Below are 22,579 nucleotides of genomic sequence, written 5' to 3'. Positions count from 1 at the left end.
TCCCGCCGCAAGAGGGCCCGGCAAGTTTCTGTCTGTTACTACGACCTGAGGGAGGAAACCGGTGAACAGAGCCGGGCGGAAAGCCGTTGAACGGTCCAGGGCAGCACGTCGTGAGCTGGGGAGCCGCAGCCGGAACGTGGTGAGTCGGTGCGCCGCAAGCCGGTACGTCGTGAGCCGGGGCGCCGCAAGCCGGAACGCCGTGAGCCGGGGCGCTGCAAACCGGAACGTCGTGAGCCGGTGCACCGTGAGCCGGAGGCGCCGCACACCGAGACGCCGTGAGCCGGAGCGCAGTTCACCCCCGGCGGCGCCGCACCCCACGTGGCGCCGCCACGGAATCGCGTACCACCAGATGCGTACCGAGGCGCAGCGTGCCCGTCGTCGGGGCCCGCCAGTCGTCCTCGTCGCCGCCCGCGAGGGCGACGCGGACGGCCTGGCGGCCCATCTCCTCCAGCGGGATGTGCACGGTGGTGAGGCGCGGCCGTAGCTCCTGCGCCACGGGCACGTCGTCGTAGCCGACCAGGGAGACGTCCTGCGGCACCCGCATTCCGGCCTCCTCCAGGGCCTGGGCCGCGCCCGCCGCCACGATGTCGTTGGCCGCGAAGACAGCGGTGAACTCCGGCCCGTCGCACAGCAGTTCCGTCATCCGCCGGTGGCCGAACTGGCGGCTGAACGCCCCGGGCTGCACGAGCGCCGGATCGCGCGGCAGCCCGCGCTGCTCCAGGGCGCGACGGTGGCCGGCGATCCGTTCCTTGGTGGTGGAGAGCCCCGGCGGCCCGCCCAGGTACAGGATCCGCTCGTGGCCCTCGGCCAGGAGGTGGTCGGTGATCGCGAAGGCGCCGCCCTCGTTGTCGTACTCGACCCCGACCGTGGGCGCGTCCTTGCCGAGGGAGGGGCGGCCGCACAGCACGAGTTTCGAGCCGCCGGCGTCCAGTTCGCGGGCGCGGCGTTCGAGTTCCGTGCGGTAGTCGCGGTCGGCGACGCTGCCGCCGACGAGGATCACCGCGTCGGCGCGGCGCTCGTGCATCAGCTCGATGAAGGCCAGCTCGCGCTGCGGGTCGCCCTGGGTGCTGCAGACCAGGCAGAGCCGGCCGCCCGCCGTCGCCTCGCGTTCCACGCCGCGCGCGATATAGGCGTAGAAGGGGTCGACCACGTCGCTGATGATGATGCCGACCGTGCGTCCCGAGACACCCGCCAGGGCGCGGGCATGGGCGTTCACCACATAGCCCAGCTCGCGCATGGCCTCCTCGACGCGCTCGCGGGTGGCGGCCGCGACCGGGTAGTTGCGGTTCATCACGCGGGACACGGTCGCGGTCGACACGCCCGCGAGACGCGCCACGTCCACGACGGTCGCGCGCCGTCCGTTCGCCGTAGAGCCCTGCCGGGGCATCCGGACCTCCCCCTGGTCGTCGCGGTCGTCGCGGTCGTCATGGTCGTCCTGACCGTCCTGGTCACCGGTCTGCGCGGCGGGCCCCGCGACCCGTCCCGCGACCCTCCCGTGCGCAGAGCCTAGGGCGTCCGCGGAGCCCCCGCTCACGCGATGCGCTCCAGTTCCTCCAGGAGGACCGGGTGGTTGAGCGGCACCCCGCGTGCGTAGCGGGCGAGTTCGTCGACCGCGAGGGCGCCGAGCCGCCCCACCTCGTTGCCCTGTGCCCCGGCCAGGTGCGGGGTGATGAAGACGTTGGGCAGGTCCCACAGGGGGTGGTCGGCGGGCAGCGGCTCGGGGTCCGTGACGTCGAGTACGGCGTCGATCCGGCCGCTGACCAGGTGCGCGGTGAGGGCCTCGGTGTCGACGAGAGGGCCGCGTGCCGTGTTGATCAGCAGGGCGCCCGGGCGCATCAGCGCGATGCGCCGCTCGTCGAGCAGGTGGTGGGTGAGGGGGGTGGACGGCGCGTGCAGGGTCACGACGTCGCTGGTGGCGACGAGGGTGTCGAGGTCGGTGCGGGTGGCCCCGAGCAGCTCCGCCTCGGCGTCGCTCACGTACGGGTCGTGGAGGAGTACGTCGGCGTCGATGGAGCGCAGCAGCTGGATGACCCTGCGTCCGGTGCGTGACGCGCCGACCACGCCGACGGTGATGCCGTGCGTGCCGAGCCAGTGGTGGCGGTCGAGGTCGGCCGCGGTGCGGTGGGAGCGGCGGGACCGGAACAGCTGGGCGAGCGGGAAGGCCCGCTTGGCGCCCATGATGATCGCCGCGAGGGTGAACTCCGCGACGGGTACGGCGTTGGCGGCCGCGGCGGACGACACCGCGATGCCGCGCCCGTACGCCTCGGGGGTGAGGAACGTCTTGACCGTGCCCGCCGAGTGGATCACCGCGCGCAGCCGCGGTGCGCGGTCGAGCACGTCCGTGTCGATGTGCGGGCAGCCCCAGCCGGTGAGCAGGACCTCGCACTCGGCGAGCGCGGCCACCGCCTCGGGACTCCCGAACTCGCCCACCACCTGCGGTGGCCGGATGTCCGCGGACTCCTCGAGCCGTAGCCGTACGGCGGGCGGAAAGACGTCGTCGAGCAGCCCCGCGTCCATGGCCAGGACGGTACGGGGTCTGCGTGGGGGCCGTGTGGAGCCGGCGGAGTCGGCCTGGACCGGCGACTCGTCAGTGGTACGCACCCTGCCTCCGGACAGTAAACGTGTTCTATGAAGTCACCGCACGCTAGGGATCACGAGGGGTGAGCGTCAAGCATGCCGACCGTGGCCCTCGCCCGCCTTACCGCGAGATAGTGCCAAATACGCATCAGGAACGGTCAGTTGAAAAGCTCGCTTCGGCCCAGGTGTTGCCCAGACCTATTGACGTGAGGGGTAACCGATTACTAACTTGCCGCCCCATGGCTGACACAACGCCCTCCCCGCCGCGGGCAGTTCACCGCCTCTCGCTGGGGCAGCGGCTCAAGCGGGACAAGGTCATGCTGCTGCTGACCCTGCCGGGCTTGCTCTATTTCTGCGTGTTCCACTACGTGCCGCTCCTCGGCTACGTGGTGGCCTTCCAGGACTACCAGCCGTACCTGGGCTACATGCACAGCGCCTGGGCGGGCGTCTCGAACTTCACGTCCGCCTTCGCCGACCCGGCGTTCTGGTCGGCGACCGGCAACACGCTGAAGATCGCGCTCGTCCAGCTGGTGTTCTTCTTCCCGGTCCCCATCGCCCTCGCGCTGCTGCTCAACAGCATCGTCAGCGACAGGGTCCGCCGGTTCGTGCAGAGCGTCGTCTACCTGCCGCACTTCATCGGCTGGGTCATCATCGTCTCGATCTTCCAGCAGATCCTCGGCGGCGCCGGCGTCCTGCCCGACCTCCTCGGCCAACTCGGCCTGCCACGCTACGACATGACCACCGACCCGGCCGCCTTCCCCTGGCTCCTCACCCTCCAGGTGGCCTGGAAGGACGCGGGCTGGGGCACGATCATCATGCTCGCCGCCCTGCTCAACATCGACCGGGGCCTGTACGAGGCCTCGGCGATCGACGGGGCGGGGCGCGCCCGGCGCCTGTGGCACGTCACGCTGCCCGGCATCTCCCCGGTGATCATCCTGCTCCTGATCCTCAACCTGGGGCAGATCCTCTCCGTCGGCTTCGAGCAGATCCTGCTCCAGCGCGACGCGGTCGGCCCCGCCGCCGGTGAAGTCCTCGACACCTACGTGTACTTCCACGGGATCAAGAACAACGACTGGGGCACGTCGGCGGCCGTAGGACTGGTCAAGGCGGTCATCGGCACCGTCCTCGTCCTCGGTGCGAACAAGTTCGCCCACCGGCTCGGCCACGAAGGGGTGTACCGCGGTGCTGACCGCTGAGAAGCAGACGGCGGCCGCCGGACGCCGCACACGCAAGCCGGCCGCCCCGGCCGAAACCGGCATCAGGGTGTCCGACGGCCGCCCGCCCTGGATGGAGAAGCCCACCCGAACCGGCTTGTTCCTCAAGGGACTTGTGCTGGTCCTGGTGGTCGCGGCCGTCGCCTACCCGCTGCTCGGTGTGATCGGCACGAGCTTCGCCTCGCAGTCCGACATCATCCGCAGCCACGGCCTGGTCCTGTGGCCCGACCACCCGACGCTGGAGGCGTATCGCACGGTCTTCAGCGGCGGCGTCGTCACGCACGCGCTGCTCGTCTCCGTCGGCGTGACCCTCGTGGGCACCGCGACCAGCGTCCTCGTCACCATCGGGATGGCGTACGGCCTCTCGCGCCGCGAGGTCACCGGCTCCCGCTTCATCCTCATGACGGCCCTGTTCACGATGCTCTTCGACCCGGGCATCATCCCCAAGTTCCTCACCGTCAAGGAACTCGGCCTGTACAACACCCTGGCTTCGCTCGTGCTGCCCACCATGGTCAGCGCGTTCAACCTGGTCGTCCTGCGCTCCTTCTTCATGAACCTGCCCGAGGAGCTGTACGACGCCGCGAAGGTGGACGGCGCGGGCGATCTGCGCACTCTGGTGCGCATCGTGCTGCCGCTGTCGAAGGCCGTCATCGCCGTGATCAGCCTGTTCTACGCGGTGACGTACTGGAACGCCTTCTTCAACGCGATGCTCTACCTGAGCGACAACGACAAGTGGCCGCTCTCCATGGTCCTGCGCACCTTCGTCCTCCAGGGCCAGTCCCTCGAAGGCGCCTCGGCCGGTGAGGCCCTCGCGCCCCAGCAGGCCGTGCAGATGGCCGTGCTGGTGATCGCCGTCGTGCCGATCCTGTGCGTCTACCCCTTCCTCCAGCGCTACTTCACCAAGGGCGTGCTCACCGGCGCCATCAAGGGCTGACGCGCACAGCCGACGCCGCACAGCCCCCGCTCACACCCCCCGCGCCCATGTCCCCTCCGTCACCGAGGAGTTCACCGTGCCGCGCTCCACCCCCATCAATCGCAGAACCCTGCTGAGGACATCCCTCGGCCTGGGCTTCGGACTCGCCGCGGCCCCGCTGCTGACCGCATGCGGTGACGGCGGCGCCGCCGAGAAGTCCGCCGCGAAGAGCCGCAAGGTGCTGCCGTCCACCGTCACGGCCAACACCGTCAAGGCCGACCTCCCCGGCACGGCCGCCGGTGTGCCCAACGCCTTCTTCAGCTACCCGAAGACCCCGGTCCGCTCCGTCGAAGGCACTCCGCTCAAGGGCGCCAAGACCGTCAAGGCGTTCACCGAGACCTATGCGCCGCCCGCCCCGGCCCGCGGCAGGAACGCCGCGTGGCAGGCGATCGAGAAGCGGCTCGGCGGCACGGTCGACATCACCGCCGTGGCCGCCGACGACTACCCGGCGAAGTTCTCGACGATGGTCGCGGGCGGTGACCTCGCGGACGTCTTCATGTATCCGGAGACCGGCGGCGTCGACCACAAGGCGGCTTTCCTCGCCGCCGAGTGCGCCGACCTGACGCCGTTCCTGTCCGGCGACAAGGTCAAGGCGTACCCGAACCTCGCGGCGATCCCGGCCACTGCCTGGCAGCAGGGCCTGTACGGCGAAAAGCTGTACGGCGTCCCGATCACCCGCTACGGCACCGCGGGCGCGGGCTTCTACCGGCACGACCTGTTCAAGGAGGTCGGGGTCGACAGCCTCGACCAGATCACCGACCTGGACCGCTTCTTCGAGGTCTGCAAGGAGCTGACGCAGCCGAAGAAGAAGCAGTACGCGATCATCGCCAACGCCGTCAGCATGCTCGCCATGTCGGCCGGCGCCCCCTACTTCTGGTCGATGGACAAGAAGACCGGCAAGTTCACCGCCGACCTCGAGACCGACGAGTACCGCTCCGCCGTCGAGATGGCGGCCAAGCTCTACAAGGCGGGCTGCTACTACCCGGGCACCCTCGCCATGACCGGCGCCCAGAAGGCCCAGTACACGGACCTCTTCAAGAACGGCAAGGGCGCCTTCGTCTACGACGGCATGCCGACCTACCTCCAGCCCGCGAGCGGTTACGTCGACGCGATGGCGGCCATCGACAAGATCTTCGATGTCCGCCCCTTCGTGCCGATCGGCAAGAGCGCCGTGACGTGGACGGACAACCCCACGCTCAGCGAGTCCTTTGTGAAGAAGGCCCCCAAGGAGCGCGTCGAGCAGATCCTTCGCCTCCTCGACTTCATCGCCGCACCGTTCGGCACCGAGGAGTACACCCTCATCAACTTCGGCGTGGAGGGCACCGACTTCAAGCGCGACGCGAAGGGCAACCCCGTCCTCACGGACCGCGGCAGCCAGGACATCGGCGTCCCCTGGGGCAAGCTCGCCTCCGGCATCCCGGCGATCTTCTCCACCACCTCCAAGGACGCCGTCGGCTACGTCCACGAGGCGTACAAGAAGCTCATTCCGATGCAGGTCAGGGCCGACTTCCTGGACTACACGTCCCCGACCTGGGACTCGAAGGGATACGGCAGCCTCTACACGCTCAAGCTCGACGGGCTCAAGGACATCGTCTCCGGCCGCAAGTCCATGAAGGACTACGACGCCCTGGTCAAGGACTACCTGGCGAAGGGCGGCGAGCAGTGCCGTTCCGAATTCGAGGACGCCGCCCAGAAGGGAGCCGGCAAGTGACCCGCACCGTACGCGCCGCCATCGCCACCGCCGCGGCCGCCGCGACCCTCGCCCTGGCCGCGCCCGCGCAGGCCCACCCGTTCGACCCGAAGCCCGGCGCGGACGGCGTCGGGGACCCGCTGTTCCCCACGCTCGGGAACGGCGGCTACGACGTCCGGCACTACGACCTGTCGTTCGACTTCACGCCGGTGACATACGACTTCACCGGCACCATGAAGATCAGCGCGAAGGCCACCCAGGACCTCTCCTCCTTCAACCTCGACATCGACTCGCTCGCCATCGACGCGGTGAAGGTCAACGGCAAGGACGCGGCCTTCGCCGTATCGCTCGGCAAGAGCGGCCAGGAGCTGACGGTCACGCCGGCCGGCGGCCTGCACGACAACCGGCCCTTCGAGGTCGCCGTCACCTATCACGGCAACGGCAAGACCAAGCCCATCGGTGCACCCGGCTGGCGCTACATGAGCGACGGTGGGTTCGCCTCCGCGGCGCAGTCGTCCCGCGCCGACACGTTCGCGCCCGTCAACGACACCACGATGGACAAGGCGAGCTGGACGTTCCACCTCACCGCCCCCGACGGCTGGACGCCCGGCGCCAACGGCACCGCGACCGGCACCCGCCCGGCAGGGGAGGGGAAGACCACCTCCGACTTCCGGCTCGACGCGCCCATGGCCTCCGAACTCCTCGGCATCTCCGTGGAGAAGCAGACCCTCCTGACCGGCAAGGGGCCGCACGGAGTGACACTGCGCCACTACGTCCCCGACGACCAGGTCGCCACGTACCGGCCGATCGTCGAGCAGACCGGCGGCCAGATCGCGTGGCTGGAGAAGACCCTCGGCGTGCGCTTCCCGTTCGACACCTACGGGATGCAGATCGTCCGCGACGGCTACAGCGACGCGTTGGAAAACCAAACCCTGTCACTGTTCGGGCCGGGCTGGTTCAAGAACGCGTCCACGTCGACGACGTACACGAACGTCATGGTCCACGAGATGACCCATCAGTGGTTCGGCGACTCGGTCACGCCCACCACCTGGCAGAGCGCCTGGCTGAACGAGGGGCCGGCCGTCTACTACGCGGCCCTGTGGGCCGACCAGCAGGGCACCGCCTCCATGGAGGACAAGATGCGGACGGCGTACGGGAAGCTCGACGCCGTCCGCAAGACCGACGGGCCGCCCGGACTGCCCACCGCACTCGGCGGGTTCAACATCTACGACGGGGCCGCCGTCGTGCTGTACGCCCTCAACCAGCAGGTCGGCCAGGACGACTACGACGGGATCATGAAGTCCTGGCTCACGAAGCACCGGCACGCCAACGCCGACTCCCAGGACTTCATCGACAACGCGGTGGGGGTCACGCACGACCCGTCGCTGCGGCCCTTCCTGGAGGACTGGCTGTTCAGCAAGGACAACCCGCCCATGCCCGGCCACCCCGACTGGAGCTGACGCCGACCATGAACGGCATTCGCATCGCCGTGGCCCTCGCCGCCACGGCCGCCCTCCTGTCCACCGCCCCCGCCGCGCACGCCGATCCGTCCCCCCGCGTCCTGTACGCCGCCCCCGACGGCTCCGGCACCGCCTGTACGCACGGCCGCCCCTGTTCCCTCGACGGCGCCCGCGACGCCGCCCGCACCGTCGAGGGACGCGACATACGCGTCGAACTCGCGGACGGCACCTACGCGTTGAGCAGACCTCTGGAACTCGGCGCGGCCGACTCCGGGCGCGACGGGCACACCGTCACCTGGACCGCCGAGCGAGGCGCCCACCCCGTACTCTCCGGCGGCAGGACCCTGAAGGGCTGGGACAGCAACACCGACGGGACCTGGACCACGCACGTCCCCGAAGGCGTCACACCCCGCCAGCTCTTCGTCGACGGCGTACGGGCCGTGCGCGCACGCGGCGCGTCGTGCGCCGCCTCCGTGTGCGACGCCACCAAGACCGGCATGACCGGCGCGAAAGCCACCGGCATCGCCTCCTGGGCCCGCCCCACCGACGCCGAGGCCGTCATCAGCGTCCGCTGGCGCAACTACCACTGCCGCATCGACTCCGTCACCGGCGACATCATGACGTTCGCCCAGCCCTGCTGGACCAACTCCGCCTCCGGCACGAACCGTACGGGCCCCGCCTGGGACTCCACCACCGTCGACTCGTCCCGCTACTCGAAGGTCGCCTACTTCGAAAACGCGCTCGAACTCCTCGACGAGCCCGGCGAGTTCGTCTGGAACTCCGGCGCCCGCTCCCTCACCTACCTGCCGCGCGAGGGCGAGGACATGCGCCACGCCAAGGCCGTCACCCCCGCCACCGAACGGCTCCTCGTCCTCGACGGCGCCCACGACGTACGCGTCGAGGGCATCGCGCTGCGGTACGCGGCCTGGCACCAGCCCTCCACCGACGAGGGCCACGCCGGCATGCAGGCGGGACTCGTGCTCACCGGCGCCACCGGCCCCGTCGACCACGCGGGCCGCTACTACACCAAGCCCTCGGCCGCCCTCACCGTGCGCGGCGGCAGGCATGTGGCCGTCGACCAGGTCGAGTTCAGCCACCTCGGCGGCGCCGGAGTGGTGTTCGAGGCCGGTACGCAGGACTCGAAGATCACCCGGTCCCGCTTCACCGACCTGTCCTCCGGAGCCGCCTACATAGGGGACACGGAACCCATGCCGGCCGCTGAACTCGTGGGTGCGCGCAACACGGTGGCGTACAACACTATCCGCCGCACCGGTGTGGAGTTCACCGACGCCGTCGGCATCTGGGCCGGCTACGAGGCCGCCACCGTCATCGACCACAACACCCTCGACGACCTGCCCTACTCGGGCATCTCCGTCGGCTGGGGCTGGAACCAGCCCGAGGCGCAGAAGTCCGTCCTGCGCGACAACCGGATCACGAACAACCGGATCACGAACGTCATGCGCGTCGAGCACGACCAGCACGACGGCGGCGCCATCTACACCCAGGGCGCCCAGCCCGGCACCGTCGTCTCCGGCAACTACATCAACCGCAGCGCCTTCGGCAACACCGAGCGCGACGGCAACGGCATCTACCTCGACGAACAGTCCAGCCACATCCGCGTCGAGGGCAACGTCCTCACCCGCCTCGGCTACAAGTGGGTGTCCAACTGGGCCGACTACGGCATCGACAACCACGCCACCGGCAACTGGACCGACACCGACGCCCCCGCCCTCGCCGGCACCGGCTCGGCGATGGCCGACAACCACACCAGGCTCGACCGGCTCCCCGCCGACGCGCTGAAGGTCGCCGCCTCCGCGGGCGCCCAGGGCCACGACCGCGTCGAACAGCTGCGCCCCGACCTCGCCCGCACCGGCACCGCCTCGCAGTCCTCCACGGACGGCACCGCCACCGCGGCCGCCGCGACCGACGGCGACACCTCCACCGACACCCGCACCCTGTCCGAGCCGGGCGCCTGGTGGCAGGTCGACCTGGGGTCCGTACAGCACGTCGGCCAGGTCGAGGTCTGGAACAACACCTCGATGACCACGACCGGCTTCGACGTCCAGCTGGCCCGCACCGCGGACTTCGCCGACGCCACCACCCTCCACGTCCCGGGCAAGGCCCTGCGGCCCACCGTCCTGGACACCGACAAGGGCACCGAGGCCCGCTACGTACGGATCAAGCTCACGGGAACGGGACGCGTGGCACTCGCCCACGTCCTGGTCCACCCGTAGCTCCGGTGGGGGCCTGAAGGAAACCTGCGGCGGCGCTTAAGAAATCCTCGATGGACCAAGAGCGCCGCCGTACGGCAGATTTGCTCCCGTCGGCAGCAGGGCGCGCCGCAGCCGCACCAAGGTGCCCGCCCGTGCCGTCACTTCACTCTTCCCCTCGCACGGCGGCCGGTCCCGGCATGCCGTGACGCGGGGTGCGACGACGGGAGCCGTGCGTTGAAGGCGCTGGTCAAGGAGAAGTCCGAGCCGGGACTGTGGCTGACGGACGTGCCCGAGCCGGGCATCGGCCACGGAGATGTGCTGATCAAGGTCCTCAGGACCGGGATCTGCGGCACCGACCTCCACATCCGCAACTGGGACGGCTGGGCGCAGCAGGCGATCAGCGCGCCGCTGATCGTCGGCCACGAGTTCGTCGGCGAGGTCGTCGAGACCGGCCGTGACGTCGCCGACATCGCCATCGGCGACCGCGTCAGCGGCGAGGGCCACCTCGTCTGCGGCAAGTGCCGCAACTGTCTCGCCGGGCGGCGCCACCTGTGCCGCTCCACGGTCGGGCTCGGCGTCGGACGCGACGGCGCGTTCGCCGAGTACGTCGCCCTGCCCGCCGCCAACGTGTGGGTCCACCGGGTGCCCGTCGACCTCGACGTGGCCGCGATCTTCGACCCGTTCGGCAACGCCGTGCACACCGCCCTGTCCTTCCCGCTGGTCGGCGAGGACGTCCTGATCACCGGCGCCGGGCCCATTGGCCTGATGGCCGCGGCCGTCGCCCGGCACGCCGGCGCCCGCAACGTCGTCGTCACCGACGTCAGCGAGGAGCGGCTCGACCTGGCCCGCAAGATCGGCGTCAGCCTCGCCCTGAATGTCGCCGAGTCGACGATCGCCGAGGGCCAGCGCTTCCTGGGCCTGCGCGAGGGCTTCGACGTCGGCCTGGAGATGTCGGGCAACCCCGTCGCCATGCGCGACATGCTCGCCAACATGACCCACGGCGGCAAGATCGCCATGCTCGGCCTGCCCGCCGAGGAGTTCGCCGTCGACTGGTCCCGGATCGTCACCTCGATGATCACGATCAAGGGCATCTACGGCCGCGAGATGTTCGAGACCTGGTACGCGATGTCGGTCCTCCTGGAGGGCGGCCTCGACCTCGCCCCCGTGATCACAGGCCGCTACAGCCACCGTGACTTCGAGGCAGCCTTCGACGACGCGGCCAGTGGCCGCGGCGGCAAGATCATCCTGGACTGGGAAAGCTGATCTCTGGCTCGGTGAGCCCTCGACCTCCTGACCGACCTCTTCTTTAAAGGAAGTCACCATGTTCGACTCCGTACGCGACGATCTCCAGGCCACCCTCGACGAGATCGCCGCCGCGGGCCTGCACAAGCCCGAGCGCGTCATCGGCACCCCGCAGTCCGCGACGGTCGCCGTCACCGCGGGCGGCCGCCCCGGCGAGGTCCTCAACTTCTGCGCGAACAACTACCTCGGCCTCGCCGACCACCCCGAGGTCATCGCCGCCGGCCACGAGGCACTCGACCGCTGGGGCTACGGCATGGCCTCCGTCCGCTTCATCTGCGGCACCCAGGAGGTCCACAAGGAGCTCGAGGCGCGCCTGTCCGCGTTCCTCGGCCAGGAGGACACGATCCTCTACTCCTCCTGCTTCGACGCCAACGGCGGTGTCTTCGAGACGCTCCTCGGCGAGGAGGACGCCGTCATCTCCGACGCGCTGAACCACGCCTCGATCATCGACGGCATCCGCCTCTCCAAGGCCCGCCGCTTCCGCTACGCCAACCGCGATCTCGCGGACCTGGAGCGGCAGTTGAAGGAGGCGCAGTCCGCGCGCCGCCGCCTGATCGTCACCGACGGCGTCTTCTCCATGGACGGCTACGTGGCGCCGCTGCGCGAGATCTGCGACCTCGCCGACCGCTACGACGCCATGGTCATGGTCGACGACTCGCACGCCGTCGGCTTCGTCGGCCCCGGCGGCCGCGGCACCCCCGAGCTGCACGGCGTCATGGACCGCGTCGACATCATCACCGGCACCCTCGGCAAGGCGCTCGGCGGCGCCTCCGGCGGCTATGTCGCGGCCCGCGCCGAGATCGTCGCGCTGCTGCGCCAGCGCTCGCGCCCGTACCTCTTCTCCAACAGCCTCGCCCCGGTGATCGCGGCCGCGTCCCTCAAGGTCCTCGACCTCCTGGAGTCGGCGGGCGAGCTGCGCGAGCGGCTCGCCGCGAACACGGCGCTCTTCCGCACGCGCATGGCGCAGGAGGGCTTCGACATCCTGCCCGGCGACCACGCCATCGCGCCCGTCATGATCGGCGACGCGTCCGTCGCGGGCCGCATGGCCGAGCTGCTCCTGGAGCGCGGCGTGTACGTGATCGGCTTCTCGTACCCGGTCGTCCCGCAGGGCCAGGCCCGGATCCGCGTCCAGCTCTCCGCGGCGCACTCCACCGAGGACGTGAACAGGGCCGTGGACGCCTTCGTCGCGGCGCGCGTGGAGCTCGACGCGGAGTCCGCCGGGGCGGCGAGCTGACCTGGGGCCTGTCCGGCGGATCATGCCGGGGCGCGGCACGGGCATTCACGGCCACCCGGTTCCGGCCTGATCCGCCGGACAAGCCCCCGGTTCGGACATCGGCGGCACATTTGGGAGAATCGGTCGCATGATCGAAGCGCGGCGGCTGCACATCCTCCGTGCGGTGGCCGACCACCGCACCGTGACGGCGGCTGCCGCCGCGCTCTATCTGACCCCGTCGGCGGTCTCCCAGCAGCTGACCGCCCTGGAGCAGGAGACCGGCCACCGGCTCGTCGAGCGGGGCGCGAAAGGCGTCCGGCTCACCCCGGCGGGCGAGATCCTGCTCACGCACACCAACGCGGTCCTCGCCCAGCTGGAGCGGGCGGAGGCCGAGCTCGCGGCGTACAGCTCGGGGGCGGCCGGCACGGTCACCGTCGCCGCGTTCGCCACCGGGATCGGCCTGGTCGTCGCACCGGCCCTGGCCCGCCTCGCGCGGACGGCGCCCGGCATCCGGATCCGCGTCCAGGACGCCGAGGGCGACGCGAGCCTGCCCATGGTCCTCGACCGGCAGGTCGACGTCGCGGTCGCCGTCGAGTACCGGGGGGCGCCGGGCGCGGACGACGCCCGCCTGACGCGCGTACCGCTGTACGCCGAGCCGTTCGACGCGGTGCTGCCCGCGGCGCACCGGCTCGCGGCGTCCGACCGGGTGCCGCTCGCCGAGCTGGCCAAGGACACCTGGATCGGCCCGTTCCCCGGCAACCCGTGCCACGATGTGGTGGTCCTGGCCTGCGAGCACGCCGGTTTCCAGCCGCGGGTCGAGCACTCCTCGGACGACTTCCGCGCCGTCGTGGCCCTCGCCTCGGCGGGTGCGGGCGTCGCGCTGGTGCCACGCTCGGCGCTGCGCGGCATGGACCTGTCCGACGCGGTCGTCCGCCCGGTCGACGGGGTGGCCCCGACCCGCAGGGTCTTCGCGGCGGTCCGCTGCGGGGCGGAGGAGCACCCTCTGATCAGGCCGGTACTGGAGGCACTGGGGGAAGCAGCAGAGTAGGCGGGCCCGCAGGCCCCTGGGTCACCCCGGCGTCCCCGTGCTCGCCCGTATCCGTACCTCGCCCACGATCCGCTCCACCCGCGAGCGCGGCCCCCTCGGTTCACGTAACGCGAGGTCGAGGGCGGCGCGGCCCATGCCGGTCAGCGGGAGGGCCACCGTCGTGAGGGGCGGGGTCAGTTCGCGGACCAGCGGGATGTCGTCGAAGCCGGCCAGCGAGATGTCCTGAGGGACGCGCAGACCGTGGTCGCGGAACGCGGCGAGCGCCCCCACAGCCATCACGTCGGTGACGGCGAAGACGCACGTGGGCCGGGGTGCGCGGCGCAGCATTTCGCTCGCCGCCGCGTAACCGCCGTCACGCGTGAAGGCGCCCTCGACGACCCGCTCGTCCGCGAGGGGCACCCCCGCCTCGGCGAGCCCCTGCCGGAATCCGGCCAGCCGGTCCGCGACGGTCGTCAGCCGTGCGGGCCCGGCGAGCACCCCGAACTCCCGGTGCCCGAGGCCGTGCAGCGCGCGGGCGAGCGCCGCCGCCCCCGCCCGGTTCTCCGGCAGCACGGTGTCGACGCGCAGACTGCGGTGCCGGCTCACGACCGCGACCCGGCCCCCGCCGCGTAGATAGGGAGCGATCTCGGACTCCAGCGAACGCTCCCACGCGGGGTCCTGGAAGCCGGAGCCGATGAGCAGGATCGCGCGGGCCCGCTGCGCCCGCAGCATGGAGATGTACGCGATCTCGCGCTCGGGCGCGCGGAACGTGCTGGACAGCATCACCAACAGCCCGCGCTCGGCCGCCCGCGCCATGATCCCGCTGGCGATCGCGGCGAAGTACGGGTCGCCCACGTCGTGGCAGATGACGCCGACGGTGTTGTTGGAGGCGCTGGCGAGGGCCTGCGCGTGGGCGTTCGGGATGTAGCCGAGTTCGTCGGCCGCGGCGCGGACCCGGCGCAACAGGTCGTCGCGTACGCGGGTGGTTCCGTTCAGGGCGCGGGACGCCGTCGCGGGGGAGACCCCCGCCGTGCGGGCCACCGCGTCGAGGGTCACGTGCGGTTCTTGCGGGTGCCCGTGCGGTTCGCTCACTCTGCCCCCTCGGATTCCGGTTGCGGCACCGGTCGCAGGAAACTTCGGAACGGCCTATTGACCCTGTGCTCCACGAGTCATTAGCGTGGCTGACATCGTACCAGAAAGCGCTTTCTGAAAGCGATTTCCGGGCTTCGTTACCGTAGTGACTGTTGATCCCTTACCTCGCGAGTTCGTTACCCCGGCTCTCCTCAACTGCCTCCCGATTCCGTAGGAGTTCATCGTGAGTCAGAGCACACTGCCCGCAACTCCCGCCAAAACAGCGGGAGTTTCCGACCGGCAGGCTCCCGGGCTGCGCCGGCGTGCCGCGGACGTGGCCGAGCGGAGCTGGCGCCCCGTCGCGCTGCTCGTCGTCTGTTTCGTCGCCTGGTGGGTGATCGCCGAGGCGGAGCTGGTCGAGCCGTATCTGGTGCCGTCGCCGGGCCGGACCCTCGACGTCATCCTCGACAAGCCGGACTACCTCTGGCAGCACACCTGGGTGACCACGTACGAGACGCTGCTCGGCTTCGTCATCGCCGTCGGCGTAGGCATCTTCTCCGCCGTGATCATGGTCTACTCGTCGACCGTCGAGAAGACCCTCTATCCGATCCTGCTCTTCGCCCAGGTCGTCCCGAAGATCGCGATCGCGCCGCTGTTCGTGGTCTGGCTCGGCTTCGGCATCGCCCCCAAGATCCTCATCGCCGTGCTCATCGCGTTCTTCCCGGTCGTCATCTCGATGGTGACCGGACTCAAGGCCGTCGACCCGGAGATGCTCCAGCTCTCCGCGACGATGGGCGCGAGCCCCTGGCAGACCTTCCGCAAGATCCGGTTCCCGGCCTCCCTGCCGCACCTGTTCTCCGGCCTCAAGGTGGCCGTCACGCTCGCCGTCACCGGTGCCGTCGTCGGTGAATTCGTGGGCGCGAACGAGGGGTTGGGCTACGTCATCCTCCAGGCCAACGGCAACCTCGACACTCCGATGCTCTTCGCGGGCCTGCTCGTCATGTCCTTGATCGGTGTCGTGCTTTTCGTCCTCGTCGAGATCGCCGAGAAGCTGCTCCTGCCGTGGCACGCGAGCCGCCGCGACGTCGCGGCGACCACGGCGTACTGAACGCCGGCACCCCCGGGAACCGCCCCGGACCACCCACCGACCGCCGTGAGAAGGGCCGCCCCATGCACGCGCGCAGACTCCTGACCGGTCTCGTCCCCCTGACGCTCGTCGCCCTGACGGTGACGGCCTGCGGCGACGACTCCGGCTCCACGTCGACCAGCGACTCCGGCAAGAAGCTCGACAAGGTCACGCTGACGCTCAACTGGTACCCGTACGGCGAGCACGCGCCGTTCTACTACGGCAAGAAGCAGAAGATCTTCGAGAAGCACGGCATCGACCTGGAGATCCGCGCGGGACAGGGCTCGCAGAAGACCGTGCAGGCCACGGGCGCGGGCCAGACCGACTTCGGCTGGGCCGACACCCCCGCCGTGCTCGCGGGCGTGGACCAGGGCGTCAACGTGAAAAGCCTCGGTGTGTTCCTCCAGACGACGCCCGCCTCGGTGCAGTCCTTCGCGAGCCAGAACATCAAGTCCCCGGCGGACCTCAAGGGCAAGACCATCGCGGGGACGGCGGGCGACGCGCTCTCCAAGACGTTCCCCATCTTCCTGAAGAAGAACGGCCTCTCCGAGTCGGACGTCAAGGTCCAGAACACCGACCCCGCCGGCAAGATCGCCGCCGTCATCTCGGGCAAGACGGACGCCCTCCTCGGCTACGCGAGCGATCAGGGCCCCACCATGCAGGACAAGGCGAAGAAGGACGTCGCCTACCTCCGCTTCTCCGAGCACGGCCTGAACTTCTACTCGAACGGGCTCATCGCCGGCCCCAAGACCCTTCAGGGCAAGGGCGATCTGGCCAAGCGCATGGTCGAGGCCGTCAGCGAGTCCTGGGCCGCAGCGGAGAAGAGCCCCGAGCCCGCCGTCGCCTCCATGAAGGGCGCGTCCGAGCAACTCCCGCCGGAGACCGTGCTGTCCGAACAGTTCAAGACGACCCTGACCCTCCTGCACACGGACGCGACGCAGGGCAAGGCGCCCGGCGCCAACACCGAGGCCGACTGGCAGCAGACCATCGACGTCTTCGCCCAGGCCGGCATGGTCAAGAGCCCGAAGCCGGTGGCGGACTACTGGGATTCGGCCAACGGGATCAAGGGCTGAGCACCCGTCCCGTACAGCCCACAAGGAGAGCTGCACCATGCCGAAGGACGCGACACTGAAGAAGGCCGACAGAGCGAGCGGACACGTCGGGGCCGCCGTGCGCGCGGCGGACGTCGACGTCCGCTTCCGTACGAAGAAGAAGGACGTCACCGCCCTCACCGACGTCTCGCTCGACGTCGCGTCGGGCGAGTTCGTCGCCATCGTCGGACCGTCCGGCTGCGGCAAGTCCACGCTCCTCAAGCTCGTCGCGGGGCTCCTCGCACCCTCGTCCGGCGAGGTCAGCCTCTACGGGGAGCGGGTGCGCGGCCCGCGCCACGACATCGGGTACGTGTTCCAGCGCGCGGCCCTCCTGGAGTGGCGCTCGGCGCGCCGCAACATCCTGCTCCAGGCGGAGATGCGCGGCATGGCCACCGAACTGGCACGCGCGCGTGCCGACGAACTGATCCGGATGACGGGGCTCACCGGCTTCGAGGACGCCTATCCGCACGAGCTGTCGGGCGGCATGCAGCAGCGGGTCGCCCTGTGCCGGGCCCTGCTGCACGAGCCGCCCGTCCTGCTCATGGACGAGCCGTTCGGCGCCCTCGACGCGCTCACGCGCGAGCAGCTCAACGTCGAGATGAACCGCATCTGGCGCCAGACCCGCACCACCGTCCTCCTGGTGACCCACTCCATCGCGGAGGCCGTCTACCTCGCGGACCGCGTCGTCGTCATGAGCCCGCGCCCCGGCACCGTCACCGAGATCATCGACGTCGGCCTGCCGGCCGAGCGGGACTACGCGGCGACGCTCGCGACCCCCGAGTTCCGCACGGCGACGGGCCGCATCCGCGAACTTCTGGGGGCGGTCTCGGCCCACGACTGACCGCCGCGCCCATGACAGGGACCCCGTACCCCGAGACGATCCTCGGGGTACGGGGTCCCATCCACGTACGCGTCTGCACGCGTCAGTACCGCAGCGCCGCCAGATACCCGTAGCTGTTGCGGGCCGTCGCGAACGGGTCCTTCGGGATGTCGTGCTCCACCAGCCACTGCCGGACACCACCGGTGTCCGCGTCCTCGAACATGGCGGCGAAGTCGAGCGTCCCCGATCCCACGTCGGCGAAGCTCCCGTCGGGTGCCATGTCCTTCACGTGCAGGGCGGGAAAGCGGTGCGGGTGCCGCACGAAGTACGCGGCGGGATCGGCGCCGCCCTTCGACGCCCAGTACACGTCCAGCTCGAAGGCGACCAGATGCGGATCGGTCTCGCGGACGAGGATGTCGTACAGGTTCTCCCCGTCGATCACGTCGTGGTCGCCGTCGTGGTTGTGGAACAGGACGGGGCCCAGACCCGCCTCGCGTGATGCGGCCCCGATCCGGTTGAACTCCCTTGCCGCTTCCCGGTATCCGGCCGGACTGTGCATCGAGCCTGGCAGGCTGGGCACCACCGGCCACCTGGCGCCCAGGGTGTGCAGATCCTCCAGGGCCTGCGGCAGTCCGCTGCCCGTCAGCGTCTGATACGCGACATGTTCCAGGACCGCGCGCAGGCCGACGGTGTCGAGCATGCGCCGGATGTCCGCCGCCCCGTACCCGTGCCGCCCGCTCACACCGACCGTCGCGTACCCGATCTCCGCGAGCTGCTCCACGGTGCCGGCGAAGTCCTTCGCGAGGACGTCACGCATCGTGTAGAGGTGCATGCCGATGCCGCCGCGCGGGATGCGCCGCCGCTGCTCGGCGGACGCGGGCAGCGCCGTGCCGACCGCTGCCGCGAGCCCCAACGACGTACCGAGAAAGGCCCTTCTGCTGCTCTTCATGCCCACACCCCTCACTTCACTGTGATCCGGACCGAGCCGGTGGTCGTGTCGCCCTTTTCGTCGGTGACGGTCAGATGCGCCGTGTACGCACCCGCGCGCGCGTACGCGTGCTGGGCGTCGGCACCCTCCGTACCGCCCGGCTTGACGTTGTCCCCGAAGTCCCAGTGGTACGAGGCCGCGGTACGGCCCTCCGGGAGCTTCACCGTGCCCTTGAGCGCGACGGTGAGCGGCGGGGCTCCGCTCTCCGGTGTCGCGGTCACCGTCACCTCGGCGCCGGCGTGCTTCTCCACCCCGGGCCCGTTGAAGTGCAGCCAGTCGACCGCGAACAGGTCGGGCTTGTCGGCGCTCCACTGCGGGTTGGTGAAGACGACGTACAGCGGGAACGTGCCGTTGTAGTCCGCGAGTTCGGTGGTGGGGGAGACCACGTTGCCCCAGTCTCCCGTGTTCGGGACGGACACCTTGCCGAGCAGCTCGCCTGTCGGGGAGCCCGCGCGGAACTCGACGTCGCCGCCGATCCCGCCGGACGCGGCGCCCACGGTCACCGAGTCGACCCCCTTCAGGTGCACGGGGTCGAAGGACACCCAGTCCCCGTCCTCGATCTCGGTGAGCCGCTTGCCGCCCGAGGCGTCCGCGCGGCTCGCGACCACGACGCCGTCGTGCGCGCCACCGGTCTTCGTGAAGTGCTCGGCCTCGCGGAACGAGGTACGCAGCGAGAGCGACGCGGACCCGGTCAGCGCGGGCACGCCGTCCGGCCCGCCCTTGTCCTCGTACTGGGCGCTGATGCCGTAGTACAGGTTCTGGCCGGGCCCGTGGCTGTCCCCGGCGTCCGTCACGATCTCCCCGGCGCACCCCGTGTAGTTGTCCAGCGGATGCAGATGGGAGTCGTGGCCGAGCTGGGACTGGACGACGACGCGCGAGCAGTCGATGGGACGCCCGTCCTCCCGGTCCGTCACCTTGATCTTGAACGGGATCGTGTCGCCGAAGCTGAACGTCCCGCCGTTCGGCGGCTGTTGGATCGTCACCTTGGGCCGGGTGTTCCCCACGGTGACGTCCTGCACGGCCAGTCCGGTGAGCCCCGTCGGCCCGGTCACCGTCAGCCGCGCCGTGTACACGCCGTTCTTCGTGTACGTGTACTTCGGATTGGCGTCGGTCGAATCGGTCGTGCCGTCCCCGTCGAAGTCCCAGGCGTACGTGACCGGTTTGCCGTCCGGCAGGCCCGAACCCGCGCTGGAGAACGTGACGGCGAGCGGCGCCGAGCCACTGTCCGGCGCCGCGGCTGCCCGCGCGTCCGGCAGGCGGCTGTCGGCGACGTAGTCGATCCGGTAGATGCCGGACCCCTCGTTGCTCCCGCCGCGGCCCGTGCCGCTGCCGAGCCCGAAGTCGATGACATACAGCGCCCCGTCGGGACCGAAGTCCGCATCGAAGGGCTGGTTCCACTTCATGTCACCGAACACGGAGTTGATGGACTGCAGATCGCCGGACTCGGCGGGCGCGAACCGCGGATCCGTGAACGTCTGGTCCTTCTCCTGGATCGAGAAGGTCTTGAACCACTGCCTGGTCAGCTCGTAGTTGAACCACTTCCCGTCGAAGTACTCCGGGAACTTGGTCTTGTTCGGGTTCGCGGGATCGTAGGCGTACACGGGACCGCTCATCGGGCCACCGCCGCCGGTACCGAGCTCCGGGAACTGCTCCGAGGCGGAGTACGCGTACCAGACCGACGCCGCGTGCGCGGGCGGCAGGTCGCGCAGGCCGGTGTTGTTCGGCGAGTCGTTCACGAGGTGACCGCAGTCGAACTTCGCCCCGGACGTCTTCGACTCGAAGTCGTAGTCGCTGAAGGGGGTGTTGTCGCCGATGCAGTACGGCCAGCCGTAGTTCCCCGCCTCGGTGATGCGGTTGAACTCGACGGTGCCCTCGGGCCCGCGGTCGGCCACCGCGTTGCGCGCGTCGGGACCGTAGTCACCCACGAGGAGCGCCCCGCTGACCGGATCGGTCGTGATCCGGAACGGGTTGCGCATGCCCATCGCGTAGATCTCGGGGCGGGTCTTGTCGGTGCCGGGCGCGAACAGGTTCCCCTCGGGGACGCCGTACGTCCCGTCGGCCTTCGGGGTGATCCGCAGCACCTTGCCGCGCAGGTCGTTCGTGTTGCCCGCGGTGCCCTGCGCGTCCCAGGCGCGTCGGCCCTCGCGTTCGTCGATCGGGTTGAACCCGTCCGATGCGAAGGGGTCGGTGTTGTCGCCCGTCGCGATGTAGAGGTCACCCTTGTTGTCGAAGGCGATGGAGCCCGCCATATGGGAGTTGGCGCGTCCCTCGCCCCGCCAGGTCGGCAGGGTGAGCAGGCGCTTCTCCGACGCCGGGTCGACCTTGCCGCCCGACTCGGTGAACCGCGAGAGATTGATCCGTTTCTCGGTCTTGTCGGAGTTCAGCAGATAGATCCAGTGGTTGTCCCCGAACTTCGGATCGAGCGCCAGCCCCAGCAGACCGTCCGACTGGCTCGTCATCTCGGGCGTGTAGGCGAGGTCGAGCGCCGTGGTGACCTTCAGCGTCTCCTGGTCGATGATCTTCAGCTTGCCGGTCCGCTGGATGAAGAACACGCGCCGGTCCGGCGCCACGGCCAGCTCGAACGGGTCGGCGAGGTCGGCCGTCGCCAGCGGGGTGCGCTGGAAGCTGCCGGTCCTGGTCGCCGAGCAGTCACCCGGCTTGTCGCCGGCCGCCCACTGGATGCCGCCGAGGATGTGCTGGAGGAAACCGGCTTCCTCGAACGCCGACTTGGCGTGCCCGCCCGCGGTGAACCAGGAGCGGCCGCCGTCGTAGTTCTGGCACCACGACCACGGGTGGTCGACGCCCTCGTCGAGGCCGGTGACCCCGTCGCGCACCTTGACCTGCGCGAGCGTGTGCACCTTCCCGGTGGGGTTGGTGCGCCAGTTGTACCACTCCTCCGTACGCTCCCAGAGCTCCGGAAGCCCCTTCGTGGACGGGTGCGCGTGGTCGAGGACCTTGATCCGGCCCGTCTGTACGGCGGGATGCTGGTCGAAGATCGCTCCGACGAGCCCCTCGTACCAGCCCCAGTCCCGCTCGCTGGCCGACGCGGCGTGCAACCCGACCCAGCCGCCGCCCCCGCGGACGTACTTCTGCAGAGCCGCGCGCTGGTCGGCGTCGAGCAGATCGCCCTTCTCGGGCGTCGAGTTGGTGTTGTTGAAGACGATCGCCTTGAAGCGGGCGAGGTTCTCGTCGGTGAACGCGGCGGCGTCGTCGGTCGCTTCGACCTCGAAGCCGTTCTCACTGCCGAGCTTCTTGATCGCGTCGATCCCCGCCGGGATCGAGTCGTGAGCGAAGTTCGTGACCTTGGAGAAGACAAGCACGCGGTACGAGGCTGCGGCCTCGGCGCGCGGCGGGGCCGCCAGTCCGAGGCCGACGACGAGGGCGACGAGCGCGAGGAGCACGGTCCAGGGCGAGCACCTGTGCGGGCTTCGCCGGCTGTGTGGGCTTCGCGCGGTGGGCGTGGTGCGCTCGGGAGGACCGTGTCTCCCGGACGGTACGGGTGTGGCGGAACTCGTAGAACTCATGGCGCTCCCTGGGCTGTTGGCCGGTGGCCGACTCGGGCGTGCGGTGAGTGCTGCGGGAATGCCGGAGCGCCTAGAAAGCGCTTTCCCGATGGCGTCGTTTAGCGTAGGTTCCGGGCGGAGAGGGGTCAATGGGTCGGAACGGGCCAGGGGGTGCGGAGGGGGCGCCGCGATCGCCGGGGACCGGGTGGCAGTCGCCGTCGAACCGGTGGAGGGGTCGGTGTCGATCACGGTGTCGATCACGGGGGGGCGGTGGCGGTGGCGCCTGAAGTGGTGGGCGGGCCGGTCGTCGT

The 22,579-nt window shown here is 70.2% G+C and carries 16 protein-coding genes; 11 read left to right on the top strand and 5 right to left on the bottom strand.

What is annotated here, in order from left to right:
* Window positions 1-292 precede the first annotated feature (292 nt).
* Window positions 293-1,387 (bottom strand): LacI family DNA-binding transcriptional regulator, encoded by a 1,095-nt coding sequence (locus OHA58_RS04515; RefSeq protein ID WP_405484761.1) that lies wholly within the window; start codon window positions 1,385-1,387, stop codon window positions 293-295.
* Window positions 1,388-1,530: 143 nt separating this feature from the next.
* The gene (locus tag OHA58_RS04510) at window positions 1,531-2,517 is read right to left on the bottom strand and encodes a hydroxyacid dehydrogenase (RefSeq protein ID WP_326715886.1); all 987 of its coding nucleotides are present in this window, start codon (window positions 2,515-2,517) and stop codon (window positions 1,531-1,533) included.
* Window positions 2,518-2,816: 299 nt separating this feature from the next.
* Here OHA58_RS04510 and OHA58_RS04505 point away from each other — a divergent pair, with 299 nt between their 5' ends.
* From OHA58_RS04505 to OHA58_RS04470, 8 genes are all read left to right on the top strand, one after another.
* Entirely contained in the window at window positions 2,817-3,773 is a 957-nt protein-coding gene (locus OHA58_RS04505) for an ABC transporter permease (RefSeq protein WP_405476659.1), read from the top strand.
* A 91-nt stretch (window positions 3,774-3,864) separates the two neighbouring features.
* Window positions 3,865-4,725 carry a carbohydrate ABC transporter permease gene (locus tag OHA58_RS04500; protein ID WP_405484758.1) on the top strand — a complete coding sequence of 287 codons (861 nt, stop codon included), beginning with the start codon at window positions 3,865-3,867 and terminating at the stop codon, window positions 4,723-4,725.
* A gap of 76 nt (window positions 4,726-4,801) precedes the next feature.
* A complete protein-coding gene (locus OHA58_RS04495; RefSeq protein WP_405476656.1) occupies window positions 4,802-6,475 on the top strand; it encodes a hypothetical protein in 1,674 nt (557 codons plus the stop codon).
* Window positions 6,472-7,914 (top strand): M1 family metallopeptidase, encoded by a 1,443-nt coding sequence (locus OHA58_RS04490; RefSeq protein WP_405476654.1) that lies wholly within the window; start codon window positions 6,472-6,474, stop codon window positions 7,912-7,914. The genes OHA58_RS04495 and OHA58_RS04490 overlap by 4 nt, the downstream gene beginning before the upstream one ends.
* An 8-nt stretch (window positions 7,915-7,922) precedes the next feature.
* Window positions 7,923-10,148 (top strand): right-handed parallel beta-helix repeat-containing protein, encoded by a 2,226-nt coding sequence (locus OHA58_RS04485; protein WP_405476651.1) that lies wholly within the window; start codon window positions 7,923-7,925, stop codon window positions 10,146-10,148.
* Between the two features lie 213 nt (window positions 10,149-10,361).
* Window positions 10,362-11,390 carry an L-threonine 3-dehydrogenase gene (gene tdh, locus OHA58_RS04480; RefSeq protein WP_405476648.1) on the top strand — a complete coding sequence of 343 codons (1,029 nt, stop codon included), beginning with the start codon at window positions 10,362-10,364 and terminating at the stop codon, window positions 11,388-11,390.
* Between the two features lie 58 nt (window positions 11,391-11,448).
* Window positions 11,449-12,663 (top strand): glycine C-acetyltransferase, encoded by a 1,215-nt coding sequence (locus OHA58_RS04475; protein WP_405476645.1) that lies wholly within the window; start codon window positions 11,449-11,451, stop codon window positions 12,661-12,663.
* A 127-nt stretch (window positions 12,664-12,790) separates the two neighbouring features.
* A complete protein-coding gene (locus OHA58_RS04470; protein ID WP_405476642.1) occupies window positions 12,791-13,690 on the top strand; it encodes a LysR family transcriptional regulator in 900 nt (299 codons plus the stop codon).
* Window positions 13,691-13,711: 21 nt separating this feature from the next.
* On the opposite strand, the gene OHA58_RS04465 is transcribed toward OHA58_RS04470, so the two are convergent.
* Complete coding sequence (locus OHA58_RS04465; RefSeq protein ID WP_405484756.1) at window positions 13,712-14,725, bottom strand: LacI family DNA-binding transcriptional regulator; 1,014 nt, start codon at window positions 14,723-14,725, stop codon at window positions 13,712-13,714.
* 259 nt (window positions 14,726-14,984) lie between these two features.
* Here OHA58_RS04465 and OHA58_RS04460 point away from each other — a divergent pair, with 259 nt between their 5' ends.
* From OHA58_RS04460 to OHA58_RS04450, 3 genes are all read left to right on the top strand, one after another.
* Entirely contained in the window at window positions 14,985-15,848 is an 864-nt protein-coding gene (locus tag OHA58_RS04460) for an ABC transporter permease (protein ID WP_405476639.1), read from the top strand.
* Between the two features lie 62 nt (window positions 15,849-15,910).
* On the top strand, window positions 15,911-16,939 hold the full coding sequence (locus OHA58_RS04455) for an ABC transporter substrate-binding protein (protein ID WP_405476636.1): 1,029 nt from the start codon (window positions 15,911-15,913) through the stop codon (window positions 16,937-16,939).
* Window positions 16,940-16,976: 37 nt separating this feature from the next.
* Entirely contained in the window at window positions 16,977-17,798 is an 822-nt protein-coding gene (locus tag OHA58_RS04450) for an ABC transporter ATP-binding protein (protein ID WP_405476633.1), read from the top strand.
* 82 nt (window positions 17,799-17,880) lie between these two features.
* Here OHA58_RS04450 and OHA58_RS04445 read toward each other — a convergent pair whose 3' ends face one another.
* Window positions 17,881-18,726 carry a sugar phosphate isomerase/epimerase family protein gene (locus OHA58_RS04445; protein ID WP_405476631.1) on the bottom strand — a complete coding sequence of 282 codons (846 nt, stop codon included), beginning with the start codon at window positions 18,724-18,726 and terminating at the stop codon, window positions 17,881-17,883.
* Window positions 18,727-18,737: 11 nt separating this feature from the next.
* Window positions 18,738-22,289, bottom strand: a complete 3,552-nt coding sequence (locus tag OHA58_RS04440) for a ThuA domain-containing protein (protein ID WP_405476628.1) — start codon at window positions 22,287-22,289, stop codon at window positions 18,738-18,740.
* Between the last annotated feature and the right edge of the window lie 290 nt (window positions 22,290-22,579).

The sequence above is a fragment of the Streptomyces sp. NBC_00009 genome (assembly GCF_045040855.1).
In the GTDB taxonomy this organism is placed as follows: Bacteria; Actinomycetota; Actinomycetes; order Streptomycetales; family Streptomycetaceae; genus Streptomyces; species Streptomyces aureus.
This window is presented reverse-complemented; position numbering and strand designations above follow the sequence as displayed.

What these genes read in the sequence shown, in the direction of transcription:
- OHA58_RS04515 (WP_405484761.1), bottom strand. Translation starts at nt 1,387, where the DNA reads ATGCCCCGGCAGGGCTCTACGGCGAACGGACGGCGCGCGACCGTCGTG.
- OHA58_RS04510 (WP_326715886.1), bottom strand. Translation starts at nt 2,517, where the DNA reads ATGGACGCGGGGCTGCTCGACGACGTCTTTCCGCCCGCCGTACGGCTA.
- OHA58_RS04505 (WP_405476659.1), top strand. Translation starts at nt 2,817, where the DNA reads ATGGCTGACACAACGCCCTCCCCGCCGCGGGCAGTTCACCGCCTCTCG.
- OHA58_RS04500 (WP_405484758.1), top strand. Translation starts at nt 3,865, where the DNA reads ATGGAGAAGCCCACCCGAACCGGCTTGTTCCTCAAGGGACTTGTGCTG.
- OHA58_RS04485 (WP_405476651.1), top strand. Translation starts at nt 7,923, where the DNA reads ATGAACGGCATTCGCATCGCCGTGGCCCTCGCCGCCACGGCCGCCCTC.
- OHA58_RS04475 (WP_405476645.1), top strand. Translation starts at nt 11,449, where the DNA reads ATGTTCGACTCCGTACGCGACGATCTCCAGGCCACCCTCGACGAGATC.
- OHA58_RS04470 (WP_405476642.1), top strand. Translation starts at nt 12,791, where the DNA reads ATGATCGAAGCGCGGCGGCTGCACATCCTCCGTGCGGTGGCCGACCAC.
- OHA58_RS04455 (WP_405476636.1), top strand. Translation starts at nt 15,911, where the DNA reads ATGCACGCGCGCAGACTCCTGACCGGTCTCGTCCCCCTGACGCTCGTC.
- OHA58_RS04450 (WP_405476633.1), top strand. Translation starts at nt 16,977, where the DNA reads ATGCCGAAGGACGCGACACTGAAGAAGGCCGACAGAGCGAGCGGACAC.
- OHA58_RS04445 (WP_405476631.1), bottom strand. Translation starts at nt 18,726, where the DNA reads ATGAAGAGCAGCAGAAGGGCCTTTCTCGGTACGTCGTTGGGGCTCGCG.
- OHA58_RS04440 (WP_405476628.1), bottom strand. Translation starts at nt 22,289, where the DNA reads ATGAGTTCTACGAGTTCCGCCACACCCGTACCGTCCGGGAGACACGGT.